The sequence below is a fragment of the Leadbettera azotonutricia ZAS-9 genome, assembly GCF_000214355.1.
GTDB classification, from domain to species: Bacteria; Spirochaetota; Spirochaetia; order Treponematales; family Breznakiellaceae; genus Leadbettera; species Leadbettera azotonutricia.
In genome coordinates, this window is sequence record NC_015577.1 from 3333871 (window position 1) to 3355995 (window position 22125).

Annotated in this window: 21 protein-coding genes; 14 read left to right on the top strand and 7 right to left on the bottom strand. The window is 50.6% G+C overall.

Translation table 11 applies throughout. From position 1 onward, the window contains the following. The first annotated feature begins 36 nt into the window (after positions 1-36). Positions 37-411 carry a hypothetical protein gene (locus tag TREAZ_RS14695; protein ID WP_015712680.1) on the top strand — a complete coding sequence of 125 codons (375 nt, stop codon included), beginning with the start codon at positions 37-39 and terminating at the stop codon, positions 409-411. 261 nt (positions 412-672) lie between these two features. Beyond that, positions 673-2859 (top strand): DNA translocase FtsK, encoded by a 2187-nt coding sequence (locus tag TREAZ_RS14700; RefSeq protein ID WP_148257943.1) that lies wholly within the window; start codon positions 673-675, stop codon positions 2857-2859. A gap of 17 nt (positions 2860-2876) precedes the next feature. Here TREAZ_RS14700 and TREAZ_RS14705 read toward each other — a convergent pair whose 3' ends face one another. Then, the gene (locus tag TREAZ_RS14705; protein ID WP_015712682.1) at positions 2877-4412 is read right to left on the bottom strand and encodes a histidine kinase N-terminal 7TM domain-containing diguanylate cyclase; all 1536 of its coding nucleotides are present in this window, start codon (positions 4410-4412) and stop codon (positions 2877-2879) included. Between the two features lie 126 nt (positions 4413-4538). Between TREAZ_RS14705 and TREAZ_RS14710 the strand changes: the two genes are divergently transcribed. From TREAZ_RS14710 to atpC, 9 genes are read left to right on the top strand one after another with little or no spacing between them, the layout of a single operon-like run. Further along, positions 4539-5054, top strand: coding sequence for a hypothetical protein (locus TREAZ_RS14710; protein WP_015712683.1), 516 nt, complete (start codon positions 4539-4541; stop codon positions 5052-5054). A 25-nt stretch (positions 5055-5079) separates the two neighbouring features. Further along, positions 5080-5841 (top strand): F0F1 ATP synthase subunit A, encoded by a 762-nt coding sequence (gene atpB, locus TREAZ_RS14715; RefSeq protein WP_015712684.1) that lies wholly within the window; start codon positions 5080-5082, stop codon positions 5839-5841. A gap of 41 nt (positions 5842-5882) precedes the next feature. Beyond that, positions 5883-6101 (top strand): ATP synthase F0 subunit C, encoded by a 219-nt coding sequence (atpE, locus tag TREAZ_RS14720; RefSeq protein WP_015712685.1) that lies wholly within the window; start codon positions 5883-5885, stop codon positions 6099-6101. Positions 6102-6110: 9 nt separating this feature from the next. Next, a complete protein-coding gene (gene atpF / locus TREAZ_RS14725; protein WP_015712686.1) occupies positions 6111-6620 on the top strand; it encodes a F0F1 ATP synthase subunit B in 510 nt (169 codons plus the stop codon). Next, positions 6621-7157, top strand: a complete 537-nt coding sequence (atpH, locus tag TREAZ_RS14730; RefSeq protein ID WP_015712687.1) for an ATP synthase F1 subunit delta — start codon at positions 6621-6623, stop codon at positions 7155-7157. After that, the gene (gene atpA, locus TREAZ_RS14735) at positions 7157-8659 is read left to right on the top strand and encodes a F0F1 ATP synthase subunit alpha (protein WP_015712688.1); all 1503 of its coding nucleotides are present in this window, start codon (positions 7157-7159) and stop codon (positions 8657-8659) included. The genes atpH and atpA overlap by 1 nt, the downstream gene beginning before the upstream one ends. 9 nt (positions 8660-8668) lie before the next feature. Next, positions 8669-9580: an ATP synthase F1 subunit gamma gene (gene atpG, locus TREAZ_RS14740; protein ID WP_015712689.1), complete on the top strand. Its 912-nt coding sequence runs from the start codon at positions 8669-8671 to the stop codon at positions 9578-9580. A gap of 15 nt (positions 9581-9595) precedes the next feature. Then, entirely contained in the window at positions 9596-10981 is a 1386-nt protein-coding gene (gene atpD / locus TREAZ_RS14745; protein ID WP_015712690.1) for a F0F1 ATP synthase subunit beta, read from the top strand. Between the two features lie 8 nt (positions 10982-10989). After that, positions 10990-11415, top strand: coding sequence for an ATP synthase F1 subunit epsilon (gene atpC, locus TREAZ_RS14750; protein WP_015712691.1), 426 nt, complete (start codon positions 10990-10992; stop codon positions 11413-11415). A 42-nt stretch (positions 11416-11457) separates the two neighbouring features. Here the strand turns inward: atpC and TREAZ_RS14755 are convergent, their stop codons facing one another. After that, positions 11458-13209: an NAD+ synthase gene (locus TREAZ_RS14755; RefSeq protein WP_015712692.1), complete on the bottom strand. Its 1752-nt coding sequence runs from the start codon at positions 13207-13209 to the stop codon at positions 11458-11460. A 149-nt stretch (positions 13210-13358) separates the two neighbouring features. Between TREAZ_RS14755 and TREAZ_RS18790 the strand changes: the two genes are divergently transcribed. Both TREAZ_RS18790 and TREAZ_RS14760 read left to right on the top strand, forming a co-directional pair. Further along, a complete protein-coding gene (locus TREAZ_RS18790) occupies positions 13359-13631 on the top strand; it encodes a DUF433 domain-containing protein (RefSeq protein ID WP_425357480.1) in 273 nt (90 codons plus the stop codon). Further along, positions 13561-14946, top strand: coding sequence for a DUF3943 domain-containing protein (locus TREAZ_RS14760; protein ID WP_043923133.1), 1386 nt, complete (start codon positions 13561-13563; stop codon positions 14944-14946). The genes TREAZ_RS18790 and TREAZ_RS14760 overlap by 71 nt, the downstream gene beginning before the upstream one ends. Positions 14947-14953: 7 nt before the next feature. Here TREAZ_RS14760 and TREAZ_RS14765 read toward each other — a convergent pair whose 3' ends face one another. Then, on the bottom strand, positions 14954-15460 hold the full coding sequence (locus TREAZ_RS14765) for a nitroreductase family protein (RefSeq protein ID WP_015712694.1): 507 nt from the start codon (positions 15458-15460) through the stop codon (positions 14954-14956). 21 nt (positions 15461-15481) lie between these two features. Next, positions 15482-16753 carry a GTPase HflX gene (gene hflX / locus TREAZ_RS14770; RefSeq protein WP_015712695.1) on the bottom strand — a complete coding sequence of 424 codons (1272 nt, stop codon included), beginning with the start codon at positions 16751-16753 and terminating at the stop codon, positions 15482-15484. A 114-nt stretch (positions 16754-16867) separates the two neighbouring features. On the opposite strand from hflX, the gene TREAZ_RS14775 reads away from it, so the two are divergent. After that, positions 16868-19435 (top strand): hypothetical protein, encoded by a 2568-nt coding sequence (locus TREAZ_RS14775; RefSeq protein WP_015712696.1) that lies wholly within the window; start codon positions 16868-16870, stop codon positions 19433-19435. 20 nt (positions 19436-19455) lie between these two features. Here TREAZ_RS14775 and TREAZ_RS14780 read toward each other — a convergent pair whose 3' ends face one another. Genes TREAZ_RS14780 through TREAZ_RS14790 form a run of 3 tightly spaced genes read right to left on the bottom strand, consistent with a single transcriptional unit; the run spans position 19456 to position 22091 of the window. Next, the gene (locus TREAZ_RS14780; RefSeq protein WP_015712697.1) at positions 19456-20424 is read right to left on the bottom strand and encodes a M23 family metallopeptidase; all 969 of its coding nucleotides are present in this window, start codon (positions 20422-20424) and stop codon (positions 19456-19458) included. Between the two features lie 20 nt (positions 20425-20444). After that, a complete protein-coding gene (locus TREAZ_RS14785; RefSeq protein ID WP_015712698.1) occupies positions 20445-20999 on the bottom strand; it encodes a bifunctional nuclease family protein in 555 nt (184 codons plus the stop codon). Positions 21000-21008: 9 nt separating this feature from the next. After that, complete coding sequence (locus TREAZ_RS14790; RefSeq protein ID WP_015712699.1) at positions 21009-22091, bottom strand: polyprenyl synthetase family protein; 1083 nt, start codon at positions 22089-22091, stop codon at positions 21009-21011. Positions 22092-22125: the final 34 nt, after the last annotated feature.

Below are 22125 nucleotides of genomic sequence, written 5' to 3' on the forward strand. Positions count from 1 at the left end.
CTTTCTCCAAAGCCCTTTTTATGCTAAACTACTATCATGATTAGAACTTTAACAGAAGACGAATGCCAGTACGCTATCAATAATGGTGATTTTGCAGAAAGCCTGCTAAAAGGAAAAGCAGCTATCCTCATTTTAACCCAAAGCTGGTGCCCCCAATGGATCGCTGTAAAAGCATACCTCAAAGAAGCTGAAAAACAAGCGGCGGAAAGACTCGGAACAGCTATTAATATCTATACTGTTGAATACGATATTGCCGAGTGGCACCGCCTTGCCCACGAAGATTTTATGACATTCAAAGAAGATACTTTCAACAATCGTGAAATTCCGTATATGCGCTATTACAAAGATGGCGTTTTTTCAAGCGATAGCAATTACCTTTCACTGGATGGGTTTTTAAACAGATTACAGTAGAACCAATGACTGAGACATCTGCTAACTTTCAATCCGAATCGAACATCAAGGGGCGGGGTATTAACCCTCTCGCCACGAATAAAACCGCAAAGGGATACGAAGAAGAGCCCGCTTGCGGGGGAGAGAATTAATTATATAGAAGAAACTTGTTCATGTACTGTATTCGGCAAATTGTCCGCTCTGCCCTAAAATTCACAAAACAGGCAACTTCTTTCAAGTTTCTCCGACAATTAATATATGATGCACCGTATTCTGCCCAATATGCCTAAAATCCGCCTCACCGCTGTTGCCTGCTCTTTAGGGATGGGAATCATAGGCGTATTCCTGGGTTTTTCCATAATTTCGGCCCTTTTCGATCTGGGGGGCGCCCTTTCTGCCCCAGGCTATTTCTTTGTCCGTTCCTACGGGGTACTGGCTTTTATCATCCCTGCTTACCTCATATATGCAGCCTTTCTCCTGATAGATCCCCGTTACAGGCCCGATCGCATCTTTCTCCTTACCAGCGTCATTGTCCCCTTCCTTACCCTTGCCCTGGGTTTCTACTGGGTCCGCAATTTTGACGCCATTGCGGTGGGCGCCAATTTTTTTGCCAAAGCCGGAAAAACAGGCATCTCCTTTATCATCGTGATTGTCACCGTGCTGGAGGGCCTTCTCATCGCCCTGCTCCGCTCCTTCCTCTTTTTTCAATCCCCAATAAGGCGGAGGCCCTTTACCGCTTCGAGGCCAAAACCGAAAACAATATTGCTTCCCCTGCCTGAACAAAGCGAGGTTGACGATCTCCGGGAAGCGGAAGAAATAATTGACAGTTTAATTGACGATATCAATGAAGTTATCGATGAAGAAGAGCCTTCCATTCCTGCAGCAGAAGACATTGACAGTGATACTGTTGAACCTGACACTATTACTGCTAATATGGATGATGAAGATCCCGATGTTGCGCATGCCCTGGCAGAAGCCGAAGAAGCAGCTGTAAAACATAGCCCTGCCGCCCCCTCGACATCTGCTGCGCCCAAGCGGAAACGGCACGGCCCCTACTCAGTACCTGTGGAGGGTATACTCAACCAGTACCCTGACGGCGAATACTGGATCATTGACGATGCTACAAGAAGCGCCGCAGTAACCCTCAAAGAAACCCTTAAGGAATTCAACATACAGGCGGAAGTAACGGGGATAAAAAAAGGCCCCGTTATTACTATGTTCGAGATACTTCCCGCGCCCGGAGTAAAGCTTTCTAAAATTGTAAACCTCCAGGACAACATTGCCCTGCGCCTTGCCGCTTCTTCGGTGCGTATTGTCGCACCCATACCAGGCAAACATGCGGTGGGCATAGAAGTACCTAATGCCAAACGCAACATTGTTTCATTCAGGGAAATTATCGAAGGGGACCTCAACCGGGAGGGGAAAAAACTTGAAATCCCCATGGTGCTTGGCAAGGACATCACCGGCGATGCTATCACTGTAGACCTCATTGCCATGCCTCACCTCCTCATAGCAGGGGCCACCGGCGCAGGGAAGTCAGTCTGCGTCAATTCCATGATACTTTCCATACTTTACCAGATGACGCCAGCCGAATGCAGGCTCATACTCATCGATCCTAAGAGGGTGGAACTCAAGCTCTACAACGATATTCCCCATCTCCTCACACCGGTAATTACCGAACCGAAACGGGCTTTCCAGGCCCTGCAGTACTGCATTTTCGAAATGGAACGCCGTTACGCGTGTCTTGACTCCATGGGGGTCAGGGATATCAGAAGCTACAACAAACGGATCAAAGAAAGGGAAATGGCTGCCGAATACATGCCCTACTTTGTGGTAGTCATCGATGAATTTGCGGATCTCATGGCGACAACAGGGAAGGAGCTTGAATCCACTGTCGCGCGCCTTGCCGCCATGAGCCGCGCCGTGGGCATACATTTAGTGCTGGCAACCCAAAGACCTTCCATCGATGTAATTACCGGCCTTATAAAAGCCAACATACCCAGCCGTATTGCTTTCATGGTTGCCAGCAAGATGGACAGCCGCATCATTATAGACATGGTAGGCGCGGAAAAACTTTTGGGAAAGGGCGACATGCTCTATGCCGGCGCTGTCGATCCCTTCCCGATCCGCTTGCAGGGCGCCTTCATCTCCGAAGAAGAAGTGGAACGGGTAGTGGACTTTGTAAAGACCCTCGGCGAGCCTGATTATATCGACGATGAAATTTTCTACGATGATGATGAAGAAGACGCCTCCCCTTCCCTTTTCTCGGAAGGCGACGACCCCCTCTATGATAAAGCCCTTGAAATTGTGATGGCCCAGGGCCGGGCAAGCGCAAGCTATATACAGCGCCGCTTAAAAATCGGCTATAACCGCGCTGCCCGCCTGGTTGAAGAAATGGAGCACCAGGGGGTTGTAGGGCCTGCCCAGGGTTCCAAGCCGAGAGAATTGCTGCGGGGATATGAACGATAAGCAGCAAACCTTAAAGATTATGATTTCCCGGACATGACCACCTTGTTCCTGCCTGAGTTCTTTGCGCGGTAGAGGGCCTCGTCGGCTTTTTTAATCGCGCTCTCGGGGGTATCGCTTTCTATGCACGGGGCAAAACCTATGCTGCAGGTAACTTTTATATCCGAACCGTCATAGGGTATGGCGCTCTCGGATATATTGTTCCTGATGCGCTCAAGAAGCTGCCTGGCCCCTGCTGAATCTGTACCCGTGAGGAACAAGGCGAATTCTTCGCCCCCGTAGCGGCCCACAAGATCGTAGGATCTGCAGGTTTGCCTTATAATGCCGGCGAATATCTTCAGAACCAGATCCCCCGCCTCATGGCCTCTGGCGTCATTCACGTTTTTAAAAAAATCAAGATCTATCATCACCGCATACACAGACTCGGAAAGCCTGCGGGATCTTTCCATGGTCATGGATGCAAGCTCGAAGAAATGCTTCCTGTTGTAAAGGCCTGTAAGGGCATCGGTATAGGCGGCGTTTTCAAGTTCCTTCATAAATTCGACTGCATCGCTGGTATTGCGAATCAAAATGATCTTTGCCCTAAGATCCCTGGTGTTTGAAAGCACAGGGCTCACGCTGGCCCTGAAATATCTTGTACCTTCCCCTATAAGCGAAAAATCCGTCGATCCCATTTCGATGCTCTTCAATTCCTCGGGCCATTGGGGCAGGGAAAAAATGGACTCCCCTTTGGACAGCTTTGCAATATCAGGAAAAATCTCGGCTGCAGGGGCATTGGAGGAGAGATAATTGTTATCCCTATCAAGAAGAATAAAACCTTCGTAAATATGATCCATGGCGGTGATGGTCGCATTCGGGATAATTTCAAAAATATTAAAGCGCATAATCCCCAGGCAGCAGCAAAAATTCATGAGCGCCACTGAATGGGGCGTAAAATAAATATGCTGGGTATTAATGCCAGTAACATTGGTAATGAAATAAACAAGTTCTGCCACCATGGGGATAGCGACGCATATCAGGATTATCACGAGGTGGGTGCGGTATTTATTCTTCCGCTTTCCAAGCTGAAAAATAATAAGGCATACCGCCAGGAGAAAGCAAAATGTAGTGAATATGGTTATCACGACAAAAACAGGCCCTGCGTTGTACCTCAGGTAATGAATGCTGTCCGCATCAAACCAATAATCCCTATAAATCAGGTGATGGATACTGGTAGTCCACATAACAAGGGTAAAAAAACCAGCCAAAAGGAGCAGCGGCAACCTGACAAGGAAGGGAGGCAGCTTGACCTCGCAGAAACCGGCGATAAAGAAGAATGCAAAGACCGGCACAAAACAAGCGCCCAGATACAGAACCTTAACGGCTGTAAAGGCTTCCCCTGCATTGCTGGAAGTAAGCTCCAGAAGGTGGCCCAGGAGAAAGATGATGATGGCAGTCTGGAGGAGGAGGAACTCGTTTTTATCCCCGCTCTGGCGCCTGAACAAAACGTAAATTCCGATGAAAAAGGACATAGCCAGGGCCACACAGACAATAGCGACTAAAATTACATTGACCATCCTAATGCCCTTTTTTTTATATTCTATCCCATTAATAGCAAATTCGTCAACTTCATGGCGTATAGCCCCAGGATGGGCTTAATTATTGCGGTATTGCTATTTCTATTCAAAGTGCTATAGTTTCTTATGGTCGATCATGTATTAATAGATGCTTTGACCCTGGAATCCCGGGATTTTGCCGCCAAATGGAAGGATGCGATTCGCAAGGCGCCTCAGCTTAAGCGTTACAATGCCCTGGACGACAGCCGGCTTATTGACGAGGGGGCGGGTATCTTCCCTCTTTTAAGCCGCACCCTTGACCGGGGGTTCGACAGATCCCTTATGGGTGAATTCTTCGTCAAAATGGGCAAGGACCGAATGGCGGAATCCTTTCCGGTTTCGGAAGTTATCTATTCAATAGACCTGGCACAGAAAATCTTTATCGAATATGTGATGACCGAATTTGCCCCCGAGAACCCGGTACGCATGTACTCGTCCATGGGGATACTTACCCAGGCTGCTGAATTTTTCCTTCTGGGCTGTTTTTACCTGACCAAGGGTTTCCTCGAGGCGACCTATACCCAGATGAACTCCAAGGATTCAGTTTCCGAGGAACTCTTGAAGAAATATTTCAGGGATGATTTTTTCTTCAAAATAAGATAGATTTTGAAAAAGGGGTCTTACGCGGATGGACATAAAGGAGTCGCTTGAGGAGTTTAAGGTAATTTTCTCCATACCCTTTCCCGAAGGCTTTTCCATAAAGTTTTTGGGCCAGGAGATCCATTCCTTCGACATCACCGAAACCATTCTCGTTTCATGGGTGATAATAGCGATTCTCATCATTGGCTCCCTCCTCCTTACACGGAAGCTCAAAGAAGTGCCCAGGGGCGCCCAAGTTTTTCTAGAATGGGCCATTGAATTCTGCAATTCTTTTTCCAGGGAGCATTTCGGGCACAAGGCCAAAACATACGGTCCTTATATAGGCACGGTTTTTCTCTTCCTCCTTTTTGCGAACATTATTCCGGCTATTTCCCCTATGTCAATTTCGATAATAGGGGCGGAACCGCCCTTCGTCATAAAACCACCAACCCGGGACATCAACCTCACGGCGGCTTTAGCCATCATGTCCATACTCCTGGTTTTCTTCGGCGGGCTTAAAGCAAGGGGGCCCATAGGCTGGCTTAAGAACCTGCTTAACCCCGTGCCCATGATGCTGCCCTTTAATCTCCTGGAATACATTATAAGGCCCTTGTCCCTCTGCCTCCGGCTTTTTGGGAATATACTGGGCGGTTTTATTATCATGCTTCTTGTGGAAAAGGCTTTACCCATTCCGGCCATAGTGCCGGCAGTGCTTTCGGTTTACTTTGATTTTTTTGACGGCCTCATACAGGCTGTGGTCTTTACCTTCCTTACGACCCTCTTTGTGGCTGAAGCGGTAGAGACGGAATAGGGAATACGCCCCCTGGGGCTATATATAAGGAGAGTACTATAATGGAACTGGTTTATCTTATCGGCGCAGGCGTCGCGGTACTTACGGGCCTTGGAGCCGGCATTGGCATCGGCATTGCCACAAGCGGAACCGCGCAGGCAATTTCACGGCAGCCTGAGGCTTCGGGGAAGATCATGACCGCATTCTTTCTGGGCATAGCCCTTGCGGAAGCCACCGCCATTTACGGTTTCGTTACCGCCATACTTTTGGTCACGAGATAGCGGCGCATTATGATTGCCTTTTCTCTATCGACCTTCCTGATAACCATTGTCAATGTAGGGGTGCTCTTTTTTGTGCTGAGGGCTGTGCTCTTTAAACCGGTAACAAAGTTTATGGAAGATCGCTCTGCCAAAATAGCGGATGCCCTTGCGCAGTCCGAGAAGGAGAGGAATCAGGCCAAGGCCCTGCTTGCCCAGTACGAGGGGCAGCTCAAGAGCGCCGAATCCGAAGCAGTGGCGATCATACGCGCTGCCAAAGAGAATGCGCAGATTGAAGCAGACAGGATCATCGCCGAGGGCAGGCTGTCTGCAGAAAACATACTCGGCAATGCCAAAAAGCAGATTGAGGCCGAACAGCGCGCGGCCCTTGCGGAATTCCGCAAAGAGGCTGCAGAACTTGTGACCCTTGCGGCAGGCGGCCTGGTGAAAAGGGAATTCAAAGCAGACGATAATAAACAGTACGCAGAAATGCTGTTAAAAGAAGCTGCTGCCGGGCTTCCCTCGAGGATCGGGAAGAACTAGATGTTCAATCCGGAACGGTGGGCTGCGGCCTTCGTCAATTCCCTCGGCCCTGACTCGGGCGAAGGACTTGAAGCGCTTAAGGCAGTTTCTGCCTGGGTGAAGAAGCTCCCCGGTGCGGTCTTCGGCAGTTTTCAGGCTGAAAAAGTCAACAGCCTCGTGCTTGAAGCGGGGGCAAAGACCGGCGGAATTCATCCTGCCCTAAAAATGGCATCCCGTTTCGTTTCCCTCTTAATAAAAAGGAACATGTTCCGTCATATCGATTCGGTAATAAAAGAAGCAGAAAAACTATTGGATAAAGAACGGGGCGTACTTCGTGTTTTTGCCGAATCGGCCTTCCCGCTTGACGGCGAGACGGAAAAGCGCATTAGCGAAGAAGTCAGGCACAGCACAGGGGCAAAAGAAATACGCCTTGAAAAGAGTATCAATCCCGGACTCATTGGCGGGTACAGGCTGCGCATAGGGGACGAAATCATCGACGCCTCCATACGCTTACAGCTCAAGCTTATGGCCAACGATCTGGCCGCTGGAGGAAGCTAATGGCGAATTACGGAGACCTCACCAAGGTCCTGCAGGAACAAATAGAACACTGGGAAGGGCGCGCCTCTTCCGAATCCACAGGCTTCGTGGTGGAGGTAGGCGACTCGGTTGCCACCGTCTACGGCCTTACAAAAGCCATCTATGGCGAGCTTGTGGAATTCGCGTCCGGCGCTACAGGCATTGCCTTGAACCTTGAAGAAGACGGCGTGGGCGTTGTGCTCCTCTCGGGGGAAGACGGGGTCAAAGATGGCGAGGAAGTAAAAGGTTCCGGACGGGTAGTATCAGTGCCGTCGGGTTTGTCCCTCATGGGGCGGGTTGTGAATCCCCTGGGTGCCCCTGTGGACGGTAAAGGCCCGATACAGGCTGAAGAATGGCTCCCCGTGGAGTCCCCTGCGGCGCCGGTCATTGCCAGGGGCAGTGTTGACACTCCCATGCAGTCAGGTTCCCTTTCAGTGGACGCCATGATCCCTATAGGCAGGGGCCAGCGGGAGCTCATCATAGGCGACCGCCAGACCGGAAAGACCGCAGTCGCCATTGATGCCATTATCAACCAAAAGGGGAAAGACCTTTACTGCGTGTACTGCGCCATTGGGCAGAAATCCTCTTCAGTAGCGGCGCTTATAAAGAATCTGGAAAAAGCAGGGGCCATGGATTATACCTTTGTGGTGTTGGCTTCGGCTTCGGACTCGGCCGCGTTTCAGTACCTGGCACCTTATTCGGCTGTCGCCATGGCGGAACACTTCATGCATCAGGGCAAGGATGTGCTGGTTGTCTACGACGATCTTTCCAAACACGCCGTGGCTTACCGTACCATAAGCCTCCTGCTCCGCAGGCCACCCGGACGCGAAGCCTTCCCGGGGGATGTATTCTACCTTCATTCCCGTCTTTTGGAACGGGCAGCAAAACTGTCGCCCGAACGGGGCGGCGGCTCCATTACCGCCCTGCCTATCGTGGAAACACAGGCGGGGGACATATCCTCTTATATTCCTACCAATGTAATTTCCATTACAGACGGCCAAATTTTTTTGGATTCCGAACTTTTCAATTCAGGTTTCAGGCCCGCTATCGATGTAGGCCTTTCAGTAAGCCGCGTGGGCGGCTCGGCCCAGTGCAAGGCTATCAGAAAAATTTCGGGCCGCTTAAGGCTCGACCTTGCCCAGTACCGGGAAATGGCCGCCTTTGCGCAGTTCGGAAGCGACCTTGACAAGGCAACCCAGGACAAGCTCGCGCAGGGCGCACGGCTCATGGAAGTCCTGAAGCAGCCCCAATTCCAGCCCTATGCGATAGCGGATCAGTACGCCATACTTTTTGTTTCCCTTAATGGACACTTAATGAGCATTGAGACAGCAAAAGTGCCGGCTTTCATAAAGGGCTTCCTTGAGTATCTCTCGGTCCACAACGGAAAGACAATGGAGACCCTCAACAAGACCGGGGAGTCCTCAAAAGAGATAGAGGAAGAACTGACTAATGCGGTTGAAAGCTTCAAACAGGTGAACAGGTAGGGGGCTGGGATGGCGAACTTACGTGACGTACGCCTGCGCATGCGGGCCATACGCCAGACCCTTCAGGTAACCAAGGCTATGAACCTCATCTCCACGGCAAAACTGCGAAAGGGCCGCCGAATACTTGAGGACACTGAACCTTTCTTTACCCGTATCCAAAAATCCATGTTCGACATACTCTCCGGAGCAGGCAAGTTCGATGCCCACGTCCACCACACTATGCTGGAAAGCGAATTCTTCGCCCATACCAACGACACAAGCAATTATAATACCGCAATAATAGTGGTCACCAGCGACAAGGGCCTTGCGGGCGGATACAATGCAAACATTTTCCGCCAGGTAACCCAGCTATGCGCAAAAGTAAGAAACCCCATCCTGATACTCATAGGTTCAATCGGGTACCGCTATTTTATCCATTCGCCCTATCTCATACTGGAAAATTTTTCTTTTAAATCGAGGCTGCCCGAACTGGACGATGCAAAGGAAATATCGGACTATGTAATATCCCAATTCCTCTGGGGCATGTTCGACGAAGTGCACATAGTCTATACCCACATGCACAGCTCCATAAAGCTTTTGCCCACAGAACGGCAGATACTTCCCCTCAATGTGGGGAAAATGCAGAAAGAATTCGAAGCCAACGGTGGCAAGCGGGCTGAACTTCAATTTGAATATCTCCCCACTGAACAGGCAGTCTTTGACTCCCTTGTTCCCCTCTACATAAAGGGGATAATCTACGGCTCCCTCGTGGAGTCTTACGTGAGCGAGCAAAGCGCCAGAATGGCTGCCATGGACGAAGCGTCCAAGAGCGCGGAAGATATGCTCGACAGTCTGCAAATTAATTACAACCGGGCCCGCCAGGCGGGCATCACCCAGGAAATGACGGAAATTATCGGCGGTTCGTCCGCCTTGAGCGATTAAAGAGCGAGGTTAGGCATGGGAAACATTGGACATATAACACAGATTGTTGGCCCCGTAGTGGATGTGCGTTTTGACGAAGGAAAAGTACCTTCCATACTCAACGCGCTGGAAGTGAACGCCGGCGACAGGAAGCCCATACTCGAAGTGCTTCAGCATATCGGCGACAGCCGCGTGCGCTGCGTTGCCATGGAAGCCACCGAAGGCTTGGCCCGGGGCATGGAAGCCCAAGATACAGGGGAACCAATAAAAGTCCCTGTAGGCGAAGAAATCCTTGGCCGCATGTTTAGTGTTACCGGAAAGGCCATCGACGATAGGGGCCCCTTTACCGCAAAAGAATACGCTTCCATTCACCGCGCGGCGCCGGGCTTTGCGGAGCAGAAACCAGCCACTGAAGTTTTTGAGACCGGCATCAAGGTCATTGATCTCATAGCTCCCTATGCCAAGGGCGGGAAGATTGGCCTCTTCGGCGGTGCCGGCGTAGGCAAAACCGTCGTCATCATGGAGCTTATCAGGAACATAGCCACAGAGCACTCGGGCTATTCGGTGTTCTCGGGCGTAGGCGAGCGTTCCCGGGAAGGCGCGGACCTCTGGAAAGAAATGAACGAGTCGGGGGTCATCAACAAGACAGCCCTTGTCTTCGGCCAGATGAACGAACCTCCCGGCGCCCGCATGAGGGTTGCCCTCTCGGGCCTCACCATGGCTGAACATTTCCGGGATCGCGAAGGCCAGGACGTGCTTCTTTTCATCGACAACATTTTCAGGTTCATCCAGGCAGGCGCCGAAGTCTCCGCCCTCTTGGGCCGCATCCCCAGCGCCGTAGGTTACCAGCCAACTTTGGCAAACGAAATGGGTTCCCTGCAGGAAAGGATCGCCAGCACATCGAAAGGCTCAATCACTTCGATACAGGCTGTGTACGTTCCTGCCGACGATCTCACAGACCCCGCTCCTGCCACTACCTTTGCCCATCTTGATGCCACCACTACCCTGTCCCGCAAAATCGTGGAGCTGGGCATTTACCCTTCGGTTGATCCCCTCGCCTCAAGTTCCCGCATCCTCGATCCCGCAGTAGTCGGGCAGGAACACTACGACACAGCTCATCGCGCCCAGCAGACCCTGCAGCGGTACAAGGAACTCCAGGACATCATCGCCATTTTGGGCATGGACGAACTTTCCCCTGAGGACAAGCTCATGGTTTCAAGAGCAAGGAAAGTGCAGCGCTTCTTCAGCCAGCCCTTCTTTGTGGCGGAGAAATTCACCGGCATCCAGGGCCGTTATGTAGGCGTCAAAGATACCGTGAAAGGCTTTAAGATGATCCTTGACGGCGAGTGCGATTCCATCCCCGAGCAGGCCTTCTATATGGCAGGCTCCATCGACGACGTACTCGAGAAGGCAAAGGCGTAAGGCCCGATATGGCAAATCTCTTTCCCTTCGAAGTCCATACCCCCTACCGCCGCTTTTTCAGCGATGAGGTCGAGGCCATTGCCCTCACCCTCATTGACGGCGAGGCAGCAGTCTACGCCAACCATTCGGCCTTTACCGCCCCTGTCTGTGCCTGCGCTTTGAGGATCAAAGGCAAGGACGGCACGTGGAAAACCGCCTTCACCGCCGAGGGCGTCCTGGAAGTGAAAAACCACAAGACAGTGCTCATGTCGGACGCCGCAGAATGGCCCGAAGAGATTGATTACGAACGGGCCAAGGCAGCCAAAGAGCGGGCAGAAAAAACATTGGCCCAGGGGGGCATGAAGTTCGAGACTGACAACGCATCTTCCTCCTTCAAGCGCGCCGCCGTGCGCATGAAAGTCCGGGAAATCGGTAATTCGCAGAAAAACACTTAATTAACAGTATTACGTTTAATTTGACAGTAACACGTTTAATTTCTATATCTCGTAAATAACCCGCGCAATCGGCATTCTGCGGCCCATGCCGAAGGCCCTTGGCGAAACCTTGAGCACCGGAGGCGCCTGGCGCCGCTTGAACTCGGCCCGTGCAACAGTACGGATAATGCGCGCTGCGAGATCGGCGTCCCAGCCTTTCCGGACAATTTCGTCCTTTGACAAATTATCATAGAGGTAGAGGCGCAAAATCTCATCCAGCACTTCGTAAGGCGGAAGGCTGTCCTGATCTTTCTGATTTGGCCTCAGTTCCGCCGAAGGCGGCTTGTCAATGATAGCAGGGGGAATAACAGCCTTGCCGTTAGCAGCAATACTGCGTTCATTGATGCGCCTGCAAAGGGCGAATACTTCGGTTTTAAAAACATCCCCTATGGGACCAAGGGCGCCGTCCATATCACCGTACAATGTGCAATAACCCATGGCAAGCTCGCTCTTGTTCCCCGTGGTGAGAAGCATGGAATTGAACTTGTTGGAAAAACCCATGAGCAGGGTGCCCCGTATGCGGGCCTGGAGATTTTCTTCAGCCACGTCAAAAGGTTTTTTTTCAAAGACCCCCTCAAGAGTGGAGAGAAAAGCATTGAAAGTCTGTTCAATGGGAAGGACTTCGTAACGGCAGCCCAGATTATCCGCCAGCTCTTTCGCATCGTCTTTGGAACCCTGGGAGGAAAAACGGGAAGGCATGCTAAAACAGGCAATGTTATCCGCGCCGATTGCTTTGACCCCAAGGTATGCCACCAAAGCCGAATCAATACCCCCCGAGAGGCCGAGGTGGGCACGGGTAAAGCCGCACTTCTTCATGTAATCCTTAATGCCCATCACCAGGGCGTCTTCGAGAATGTCCAGCTCGTAACGGCTAAGGCCCACCTTGTAGGGATCGTCCTTTTCCGCAAAAAATCCCGGGGACTGCTTTGCATCCTCCGAAAGAGACGGCTGCGCCGTTTCTCCGGAATCCCATACAACAAGATCCTCCTCAAAAGCCTTTGCAGTAAGCCGTAAAGGATAATCATTGGCGGAAGCGGAGTCTTCGGCTTTTGCCGTAGGAGCCACCACAAAGGAACGTCCGTCAAACACGATCTGATCATTGGCGCCCACAGCATTGACGTAAATGAGGGGAATGTTCCCCCGCACCGCAATACGTTCTGCCAGGTTCCTGCGTACTTTGAGTTTCCCCGCTACATAGGGCGAAGCTGAAGGCACACAGAGCAGTGAGATGCCCTGATCCAAAAGCTCCTTTACCGGGTCTTTGACATAGAAGGTGCCGGGCGTATCGGTTTCGCGCCACACATCTTCGCAGATGGCAACCCCGATTCGTTCGCCCTTGTACTCGAACACATTCCACTTCTGGGCGGATTCAAAATTCCGTGCCTCGTCAAAAACATCATAGGTGGGAAGCAGGGTTTTTACCTGCTCAAAAGCCAGCTCCCTCCCATGGATAATGCCGTACATATTCACCAGGTTCTTGCCCCGGGAATAGGGGTTCCGGTTCACAAAGCCCAGCCCCACCGCAATATCAGGGGGCAGCTCCCGCTGGAGTATGTGGACAGTGCGGATATTGAGCTCCACAAACCTATCCTGATCCAGAAGATCCATGGGCGGATACCCGCAGACCGCAAGCTCCGGAAAAAGCACCAGGTCGGCCTTTTCGGCCCTGGCCTTGTTGGCAAAGGCGAGGAGCTTCTCCTTGTTGCCGGAAAAGTCCCCGATAGTGGAATTAATTTGTGCAATGGCGATACGCATGATAGGGTAAGGATAGCCTAAAACGGGGAAAAGTTAAACTGGTAAGCAATAAGAGCTGTATTGCCGACAAAACAAGTGTTGATTTTTCTATCTTTTTCCCGGATAATTTATGATATGTAACAATTAGATCGTATAATCCAACAGTCTGTATCCGTGGCATTAGGGTAACAGTGGGGATGATCGTTGGGCAGATAGGCGCAGGTCATAGCATTGACGAAATTCTTACCGATTACCCCTATCTAGAACGGGAGGATATTCTGCAGGCTGTACGCTATGCTGTATGGCGGGCAGAAAAAAGGGAAATTGTACCTTTAGACCAAAAAATAGGAGGCAAATTTATTGGATTATTGCATGAAAAAAACTATATCATTTTCTATTTTATTCCTTGCGTTATTTGGGCAGATAAATGCTCAGGAAATTAAAGATAACAAATCAGAAAAAAAATTGTATCCGGCATTGTTGGGCGGATTGTTTTCAAATACCATATTTCATTTGACAGGCCGTTTATTTGGAGCAGATTTTTCCCAAACAAGTTTGGAAAGCTTTAAAACAAATCTTACATCGGCCTGGGTATGGGATAATGATACTTTTTTGCTTAATCACCCCGGCCATCCATATCAAGGCGGGTTATACCATGCGGCAGCCAGGTCAAACGGCTTTAACTTTTATGAGTCGATCTTCTTTGATATGACCGGAAGCATAACATGGGAACTTTTTGGCGAAACAGATATACCCTCATTAAACGATCTTGTTGTTACCTCATTTGGAGGGGCCGCTTTTGGTGAAATGCTGCATCTTCTTTATCTGGAGATAGAATCGCCCTGGGCTGCTGCTTTAGTAAGCCCTATGGATGCGCTTGATAATGTGATTTTCAAAAAAAAACCTCCAAAAACCCATAATCTTAATTATTTTTCCGTTATGACAGCCTCAGGGCACATACAGTCAATTAAAGAAGACAGACAAATATTCGAACAACTGCGAAGTAATAATAATTATCCTGCGCCTTTAAAAACATTCACCGCAAATATAGGGGGCGAAATAATCTATGGGGATCCATTTATTCAGAATTCAAAAAAGCCTTATTCTCAATTTGAAATTAAATTGCAACTGGGTGGTTCATTTACTTTTCCCTGGTTTGACTGGACAATATTAAGCGATGGTTATCTTATATCGTTTAATCCGATACATTCTGAAAAAAATATATTATCTACAGGATTGTCCATGCATTATGATTTAATTGTAGGCAATTACACCAATTTTGCCAGTAATGCGCTTGACTGGTCCATTAAATGGATGCATATATTTAAAAATACTGAATTTGCATTAAAAACACATGCTGGTTTGACATTTCTTGGTTCATCAGAATACTATCCTTTCGCTGAACTGTCCGGAATGCATTTAGAAACCTATGAAACAGATAATGATTATGGCATAGGAGGTAATATCAAAAGCTTTTTTACCCTGCAAAATTCTAAATACGGCAAATTAACATTAGGTGTATGCAGCTATTTACTCTATATTATCCCCTGGAATAAACCTGAATCCCAAGGTATTGAATTTTTAAATTTATCATTTTTTGACTATACCATTCCATTAACCAAAAAATTTTCTATTTTTGTAAACAATTCGCTGTATTTGAAGACCGGTACATCGCATAGAAAGACTAATGTCATCTCAATTGCTGACAGAATTCTTCTGGGTGTTCAATGGGTATTTTTAGACAGAAAGTCTATATAAGCAATGCTTAAATAATCAACTTTTCCAGCGGATGCCTAACAGCATGCCGATCCGAAGGCTCGGCATCGTCCGCAGGATAACCTGTCGGAAGAAACGCCACCGGAATGATATGTGGGGGCAGTTTGAATTCCTCCCTGGTTTTTGCAGGATCGAAAAACATAACCCAGGTAGTACCCAGCCCGATATCAGCAGCCTGGAGCATCATCTGGGTAGTGACAATGCTGGCATCCACCTCGCCGCTCTTTTCCCCGTCAAAACTCCGCACCCAGCATTCATTCTGATCATAGCAGACAAGAAACACCAGGGATGTTTCAAAACGGAAACGGGTGCAGGCATCAACCTTCTTCAGCTCCTCATCCGTATCAATCACCAGAATTCGCTGGGGCTGTTTATTTGCCGCAGTCGGGGCGTTCCGGGCCGCCTCTAAAATAAGATCAACCTTCTCTTTTTCTACAGCTCTGTCCTTAAACTTCCTCACCGAATACCGCGCAGCAGCCAATTCCTTAAAACCCATAAAAACCTCCGTTTTATATTTCTAGCCTACCACAAATTCCTTCAGCTTCCCCGCAGTCCTCTCATCAACCCGCGCATCCATCTCGATAAACTCGTCCTCATATTTCTCCGACAGGACTGTGCCGCTGCGGTGGAGCATTGCCGCCAAATCGCTGCGGGCATGGGGGAAGCGGAAGGATTGCACTGCCCCGGCGAGGAGGGATTCCATGCGCGCCAGAAGATCGCTTAGGCCCTCGCCGGTACTGGCCGAAAGGGGGATGGCCCCTTCGTAACGGGTTTTAAGATCTTCTATATATGCCGAAGCTTCCGGGCGGTCGGCTTTGTTGAGGACTGTGAGCATGGGGACCTTGTCGGCGCCCAGTTCGCGGAGAACCTGGAGGGTAGTGTCATAATAAGCCGGGGCATCCGGGTCCGAAGCGTCAAGGACGTGAATGAGCAGATCGGAGAGACTGGCTTCTTCCAGGGTGGAACGGAAGGCATTGACGAGGTTGTGGGGGAGGCGGCGTATGAAGCCGACAGTGTCCACCAGGAGTATGGGGAGGCCGCCGGGGAGAAGGAGGCGGCGGCTGGTAGAGTCCAGGGTGGCAAAAAGCTTGTCTTCAGCAAGGACCTCCGCGCCGGTAAGGGCGTTGAGGAGAGTGGACTTGCCGGCGTTGGTATAGCCCACAATGGCACAGACCTGCATGCCCTGCTTTTGACGCTGCTTGCGCTGGGTGTCGCGCTGGCGGCGGACAGTTTCGAGCTCTTCTTCCAGGCGGTGTATGCGCTGTTCCACAAGGCGGCGGTCGGTTTCGAGGCGGGTTTCGCCTGAGCCCTTTGTGCCGTAGCGGCCGCCTCGCTGGCGGTTAAGGTCTATGTATTTGTGCTGAAGCCGTGGGAGGGAATAATAGAGTTCAGCCAGGCTTACCTGAAGGTCTGCTTCGCGGGTGCGGGCGCGGCCCGAGAATATCTGGATTATGAGTTCCTGCCTGTCGATGACTGAGATTCCGGTAAGCTCTTCCCAGTTGCGCTGCTGGGACGGACTGATGTCGCGGTCAAAGACAAGGCAGTCGGCTGCCAGTTCAATGGCTTTTTCAGATAGCTCTGCCGCCTTTCCTGTCCCCATGCCATATTGGGCGTGGTTCTCGCGTATGTGGACGGTCTCCTGGCCGGCTATTTCGAGGCCCAGGGTTCCGCAGAGGTCAAGAAGCTCGCGGCCAAGGGATTCGGCTTCTTTTTTGGAGATTTTATTGTCCCTGATGCCTATAAGAAAGGCCCTGGGGGCTTTTTCTTCCGTGGAGAGAGTCTCTTTCATCCTCTCTTTATAGCATAAATCTGGAATTTGCTATATACTAATCTATGTTATTGAGGGTTTTCGGCCGATAATAGGTAGAGACTTTCTAAATTCTATACATAGGGTATTTTTGGAGTGACGGTTTCACAGAAAGCAGCATTAAGCTTACTTATCTCTGTCGTACTCTTCGCAGGGTTTACCGTATTGGCATATACGGGCCTTTTCGATCTGGTCGAGGCCAAATTCTACAACCCTTCCATCGCTTCATCCCTGGCAAAAGAAGTTTCCAAGGACGCTGATTCCATTGGCGGTTTTTTGACCGAGCTTGAGGGACGTTTCCAGGACAGCTTGCAGGATGCTGCAATCAAACGCAGTTTTCTCCCCAATCAAAGCGCGGAAGATATTTTTGAGCGTTCCCGCATATATGGCGTGCTCCTGGAATCCCTCGGAGGGCTTCAGTGGGTACGCTTTGTTGATGTAGGTGGCATACGGCTCCACTATTCTACCTGGCAGCCCGACATATTGAGGCAGGACAGGCTTTCGACAGCTTACCGCAATTACAGCGACGATACCGGAAACATCCCCTACGAGAGCATTGCCCAGGCTGATCGGGGCAAGCCCCGCCTCATTCCGGACGAGACCGGCAACCGCATACTTTTTTCCCTTCCTTTTTATGATTCTTTTGATGTCTTCCGGGGTACTGCGCTTTTTTCCCTTTCCATAAGGGCTGTGGGCGAAAGGCTCATCAGCGAAGGGCGCATCAAGGTCGGCGAGAATATTTCAGTTATCACAAGCCCTGCGGGTATTGTGACAGGCGCGCCTGTATCTGCCGAGGGGGCTTTAATTCCCCGGATTTCTTCGATATGGAACGAAGGGCTGCTTAACCTCACTGCCCTTGATTCGTCAGGCTCCGCTTCCTCATTGGCATTGATTTCAGCCAAAACCAGCCAGGGTATCTTTGCGGGCCGCCTTGTGGACGAAGGTCTTTTCGCCTTCCCCCAAATGATGAAGATGATACTATTGGCTTCGTTCTTCCTCACCGTGTATCTCACTGTTTTCCTCCTCTTTAATTTGAGGCAGGATCCCCTCACTATAGTTCAGAACCGCCTCAAGCAGCTCCAAATTTCCCTTATTGAACAGTACTACGACAGAAAGAGCGACATGGACTGGGGTCATTGGACCCGCGAGCTTGAACAGCGCCGCGACGAAATCCGCAGCGAACTCAAGCGGGGCCTTGGCCCAACCAAAGATAAAGATGATATTGACTCCCTCATCGACAAATCCTGGGACGAGCTTCTGGGTGTCATAGGCGGGCGCAAAGAAACCAGCATTGATGAAGCCAAGCTTCAGACCATATTGAATAAAATTCTCGCAGCGCCTACTGCCGCAGTACCCCCCGCTTCCGCAGCGCTGTCAGCTCCCGCAGCCGCAACGGGAATACCTGTGGAAGCCCCCGCAGAAGAAGTTGAAGAACTAACAGAAGCCGAACCTGCTGAGGAAGTCGAAGAACTGGCAGAGGCCGAACCTGCTGAGGAAGTCGAAGAACTAACAGAAGCCGAGCCTGCGGAAGAAGTTGAAGAACTAACAGAGGCCGAGCCCGCTGAGGAAGTCGAAGAACTAACAGAGGCCGAGCCTGTGGAAGAAGTCGAAGAACTGGCGGAAGCCGAGCCTGTTGAGGAAGTCGAAGAACTGGCGGAAGCCGAGCCTCTTGAGGAAGTCGAAGAACTAACAGAGGCCGAGCCCGTGGAAGAAGTCGAAGAACTAACAGAGGCCGAGCCCGCTGAGGAAGTCGAAGAATTGCCTGAAGTTGGAGAAGGACTCCCGACAGAAACTGCAGGAAAACCCGCCAATGCGGACTTCGAAGCCCCAACCCAGCCACCTACCAATGTGAAGCTGGTCTTTGGCGAAGATGACATCCCCTATATAGTAGAATCCTCGGGCCTTGAGCTTGTTGACGAAGATATAGACAAGGTCATAGAGGCCATGCGGCCTGAAAGCGATGAACCTGCTGAACTTGAAGAATTGGAAGAACTTGAAGAGGGCGAAAGCGGCATTGCAGAAGAAGGGGAGGCGTCGGCTGACAGCAAAAAAACGCCCCGCATGTCGGAAATGGATTTGGCTGACTTAGCCAGCAAGATAGAATTCAGCACCCTCCCTGATACTGATGAAGAAGAAGCCCTCCTGGAAAAAGAGCTTGAAATAGTTTCTCCCTTTGAAACCATGCTTTCGGGGTTCGACGATAAAGCTGAAACGACACTTGATGAAGAGCCGGTGCTTGAAGAGGCCGTGGAAGAAGCGAAACTCCCTGTGGAAATCCCGGCAGAGCCCCCTGCGGAAGAACCTTCAGAGCTTGAATCACCGGATGAAAAAAAAAACCCCTTAAAGAACCTTGCGGATGCTGAAGCTCCCGGAAGCGGCCCCAACACCAAACTTGAAGCCTTTACCGTAAATTCGGGCATGTCCGTGATTTACAAGCCCTTCTTCCTTGAAGAATACGGCGATCCGGAAGAACTTGAAGCCATGCCTGGGGAAGATGATATTGAAGAAATTGCCTCCAAACCAGACACTGCGGATGACGATGCAATTATAGAAGAACGCGAAGGCGTGCATTATGTAAACAAGGCTATACTGGATTCGGGTACCAAAGAACAGCTCAACGAAGATTTTAAAAATCTTGTAGATTCAATAATACAGTTAAAGTAATGCAGCTAAGTGTAAAAATTTTATTTCATTAAATTGCGGGGATTAACCGTAACACCGTCTTTATAAACCGTAAAATGCAGATGGGGGCCGGTACTGATTCCTGTGCTTCCCACATCCCCTATCCTTTCCCCGGTTCCTACAAAAGCCCCGGCTTTTACCCTTGCAAGGCTCAGGTGGCCGTAAAGGGTGCGGTATCCTGAATGGTGGGAAACGACTACATAGTTGCCGAAGGTATCATTGTAGCCTACAGAACTCACCCTGCCGGCCATGGCTGCCCTGACCGCTGTCCCCTGGAGGGCACCTACGTCGAGGCCCGAATGGAACTGGCGGTCGCCGCCGAAAGGATTCGCCCTGTAGCCATAATTCGAAGTAATCCAGCCGGAAACAGGCCAGATAAAAAGATCGCCGTTGATCTCCTGGCGGTTAACCCAATCCATCTTTGCGCCGGGAATAAAGAGGCTGTCGTTTTCAACGAGGGTATCGGAAAAAAGCTCGTTGGCAATAACAATGGCTTCGGCGCTGACTTCATATTTTTCAGCGATGGCAGAAACAGCCTCGTCTTTTTTAGCCGCATAATAAACGCCATCCTGGTTGGGTATCTTCAAAATTTGGCCGATTTGAAGGAGCCTGGAATTTTTAATCCCATTCACCGAAAGGATGGTATCCTGATTGAGACCCGCCTTCATGGCGATATCTCCAATATAGTCGCCCTTCTCCACTTTATAGGAAGAAAAGGCAAGTATATGGGGCCTGGAATATTCTTCGGGTTCGGGGAGGCCTGAAAGTTCAAGGTCAATGGAAGCTTCGATAATAACCGGATTCTCGCCGGGGAGCATCCCGCCGCCCATGCCGTTTTTAGCCCTCCCCACGAGAGTTTCAGCGGGGGTATCAGGCTGGGCAGACCAACCCCAAGGCAGATAGAGAACGAGGCAAGAGAGGAGAAGGGTACGAAGAAGGTTCTTATCCTTCAGCCATATAAAATCAGCCATCATCTCCCTTTATCGGAACATTATACCATTTTGCCCTGGTCTTTATCCAGCAGGCTGATCTTGTCCCGTATTGAGGCAGCCTTTTCGTAATCTTCAGCAACCAGGGCTTCTTCAAGTTCATGCCTCAGGAGGGTCAAAGGGCTCTCGATCTTCCCTCCCATAACGGAATCCATGGGGCTCCCGGCTTTTTCCAGCACCAGGGGAGAGACAAAAACCGGGCATTTCCTGCGCAATGCCAGGGCCAGGGCGTCAGAGGGCCGGGCATCCAGGACAATGGGCTGGGTACTCATAGGGGCAGAAAACAAAAGCCTGGCATAAAAGACATCTTCCTTTATATCATAAATTTCGGCTCTCATAAAGATGAAGCCTGCCTTATCTGCCAGGTTGAGAAGAAGGTCATGGGTAAGGGGCCGCTCGACCTGGTAATTTTCAATGGCTACTATGATGGACTGGGCTTCCAAAGGCCCTATGAAGATGGGGATTATCTCTTCCCCTTTAAGGGGCTTAAGGAAAACCACATTCCCTTCCTCGGTCCGGGCAATAGTCCAGATTTCAGCTTCCAGCAAACCGTTCATATTTTTCCTTTAACTGATCAAATCTACGAGGCCCGCCATGAGTTCCCGGCCTTCTTTTTTTAGGGGAAAGCCCGCAGCCTCCGCCCCGGTAAAGACCTTGCGGCTTTCGCCGATAAGTCGAAGCCCCCGCTGGTTAGCATCTTCCAAAACCCCGGCGACATCAAGGGCCGCGATAAATTCCTCAACCTCCGGAACGCCTGCGCCCCCTTTTCGGGCTGCCGCAAAACAGCGGGAGGCGAATTCTTTTTTGGCAGGGTTCCGGTGAAGGTAAAGCAAAACAGGGAGGCTCTTTTTCCCCTCCACCACATCGTCACCCCGCTTCTTGCCGGGAATGCCGGTGGTAAGGTTTTTGACATCGTCCAGAATCTGAAAACCCACGCCAAGTTTTTCAGCAGCCTCGCCAAAGGCATTGGCCAAGGCTAGAGCCTTGGGATCATCATATTGAGCTGCGCCGAAAAAGCCGCAATGTATCCCAAGCACCGCAGCCAGCCTTGCCAGGCAGCCGGTCTTGAGCCGGCACATGCGGTCGTATTCATCAAGCCCAGGGAGAGAGCCATAATCGCGGTGCCAGGCAATGTCCATGGCCTGACCCAAATGGAGGCGGCGCATGTATTCGCCCCAAATTTGGCAGACCCTGTTTTTCGCTTCCGCCGAGGCATGCCAGGCTGAAATACAGCTTAATGGAAGAAAGTAAAGAAAAGCCCCGCTATTGATAGCCGAATCGCTGCCATAAATAAGATGCACCGCCGGTTTGCCCCTGCGCTCGTCCGAATTGTCCTCTATATCGTCATGGATAAGGCTGGCGTTATGGGGGAATTCAACCAGCGGCGTCAGGGCCAGGGCAGCCTCGGCGCCCTGTTCACCCGAAACACATTCCGCAGCCAAAAGCATGAGCAGGGGCCGCCACCTCTTGCCGCCCCGGTTCACCAGGTCCCATCCCGGCAGGGAAAGGGATTTTTCAAGCCCGGCGCTGACGCTGTCCCCAGGAAGGGCAAAAACATCTTCCAGCCAGGAAGGGCCGGGGTTTTCCGGCAGCCAGGTTCGGAGAACCGCTTCAATTTTTTCAAGCCTGGCAGTATACTCATTTTTCATACAGTATCTTATTCTACATGAGCACCGTTCCTCA

What these genes read in the sequence shown, in the direction of transcription:
- atpD (WP_015712690.1), top strand. Translation starts at nt 9,596, where the DNA reads ATGGGAAACATTGGACATATAACACAGATTGTTGGCCCCGTAGTGGAT.
- atpH (WP_015712687.1), top strand. Translation starts at nt 6,621, where the DNA reads ATGTTCAATCCGGAACGGTGGGCTGCGGCCTTCGTCAATTCCCTCGGC.
- TREAZ_RS14710 (WP_015712683.1), top strand. Translation starts at nt 4,539, where the DNA reads ATGGTCGATCATGTATTAATAGATGCTTTGACCCTGGAATCCCGGGAT.
- TREAZ_RS14700 (WP_148257943.1), top strand. Translation starts at nt 673, where the DNA reads ATGCCTAAAATCCGCCTCACCGCTGTTGCCTGCTCTTTAGGGATGGGA.
- atpE (WP_015712685.1), top strand. Translation starts at nt 5,883, where the DNA reads ATGGAACTGGTTTATCTTATCGGCGCAGGCGTCGCGGTACTTACGGGC.
- TREAZ_RS14705 (WP_015712682.1), bottom strand. Translation starts at nt 4,412, where the DNA reads ATGGTCAATGTAATTTTAGTCGCTATTGTCTGTGTGGCCCTGGCTATG.
- TREAZ_RS14760 (WP_043923133.1), top strand. Translation starts at nt 13,561, where the DNA reads ATGAAAAAAACTATATCATTTTCTATTTTATTCCTTGCGTTATTTGGG.
- TREAZ_RS14765 (WP_015712694.1), bottom strand. Translation starts at nt 15,460, where the DNA reads ATGGGTTTTAAGGAATTGGCTGCTGCGCGGTATTCGGTGAGGAAGTTT.
- atpC (WP_015712691.1), top strand. Translation starts at nt 10,990, where the DNA reads ATGGCAAATCTCTTTCCCTTCGAAGTCCATACCCCCTACCGCCGCTTT.
- atpB (WP_015712684.1), top strand. Translation starts at nt 5,080, where the DNA reads ATGGACATAAAGGAGTCGCTTGAGGAGTTTAAGGTAATTTTCTCCATA.
- TREAZ_RS14780 (WP_015712697.1), bottom strand. Translation starts at nt 20,424, where the DNA reads ATGGCTGATTTTATATGGCTGAAGGATAAGAACCTTCTTCGTACCCTT.
- TREAZ_RS14755 (WP_015712692.1), bottom strand. Translation starts at nt 13,209, where the DNA reads ATGCGTATCGCCATTGCACAAATTAATTCCACTATCGGGGACTTTTCC.
- TREAZ_RS14785 (WP_015712698.1), bottom strand. Translation starts at nt 20,999, where the DNA reads ATGAACGGTTTGCTGGAAGCTGAAATCTGGACTATTGCCCGGACCGAG.
- TREAZ_RS14695 (WP_015712680.1), top strand. Translation starts at nt 37, where the DNA reads ATGATTAGAACTTTAACAGAAGACGAATGCCAGTACGCTATCAATAAT.
- atpG (WP_015712689.1), top strand. Translation starts at nt 8,669, where the DNA reads ATGGCGAACTTACGTGACGTACGCCTGCGCATGCGGGCCATACGCCAG.
- TREAZ_RS14790 (WP_015712699.1), bottom strand. Translation starts at nt 22,091, where the DNA reads ATGAAAAATGAGTATACTGCCAGGCTTGAAAAAATTGAAGCGGTTCTC.
- atpA (WP_015712688.1), top strand. Translation starts at nt 7,157, where the DNA reads ATGGCGAATTACGGAGACCTCACCAAGGTCCTGCAGGAACAAATAGAA.
- atpF (WP_015712686.1), top strand. Translation starts at nt 6,111, where the DNA reads ATGATTGCCTTTTCTCTATCGACCTTCCTGATAACCATTGTCAATGTA.
- hflX (WP_015712695.1), bottom strand. Translation starts at nt 16,753, where the DNA reads ATGAAAGAGACTCTCTCCACGGAAGAAAAAGCCCCCAGGGCCTTTCTT.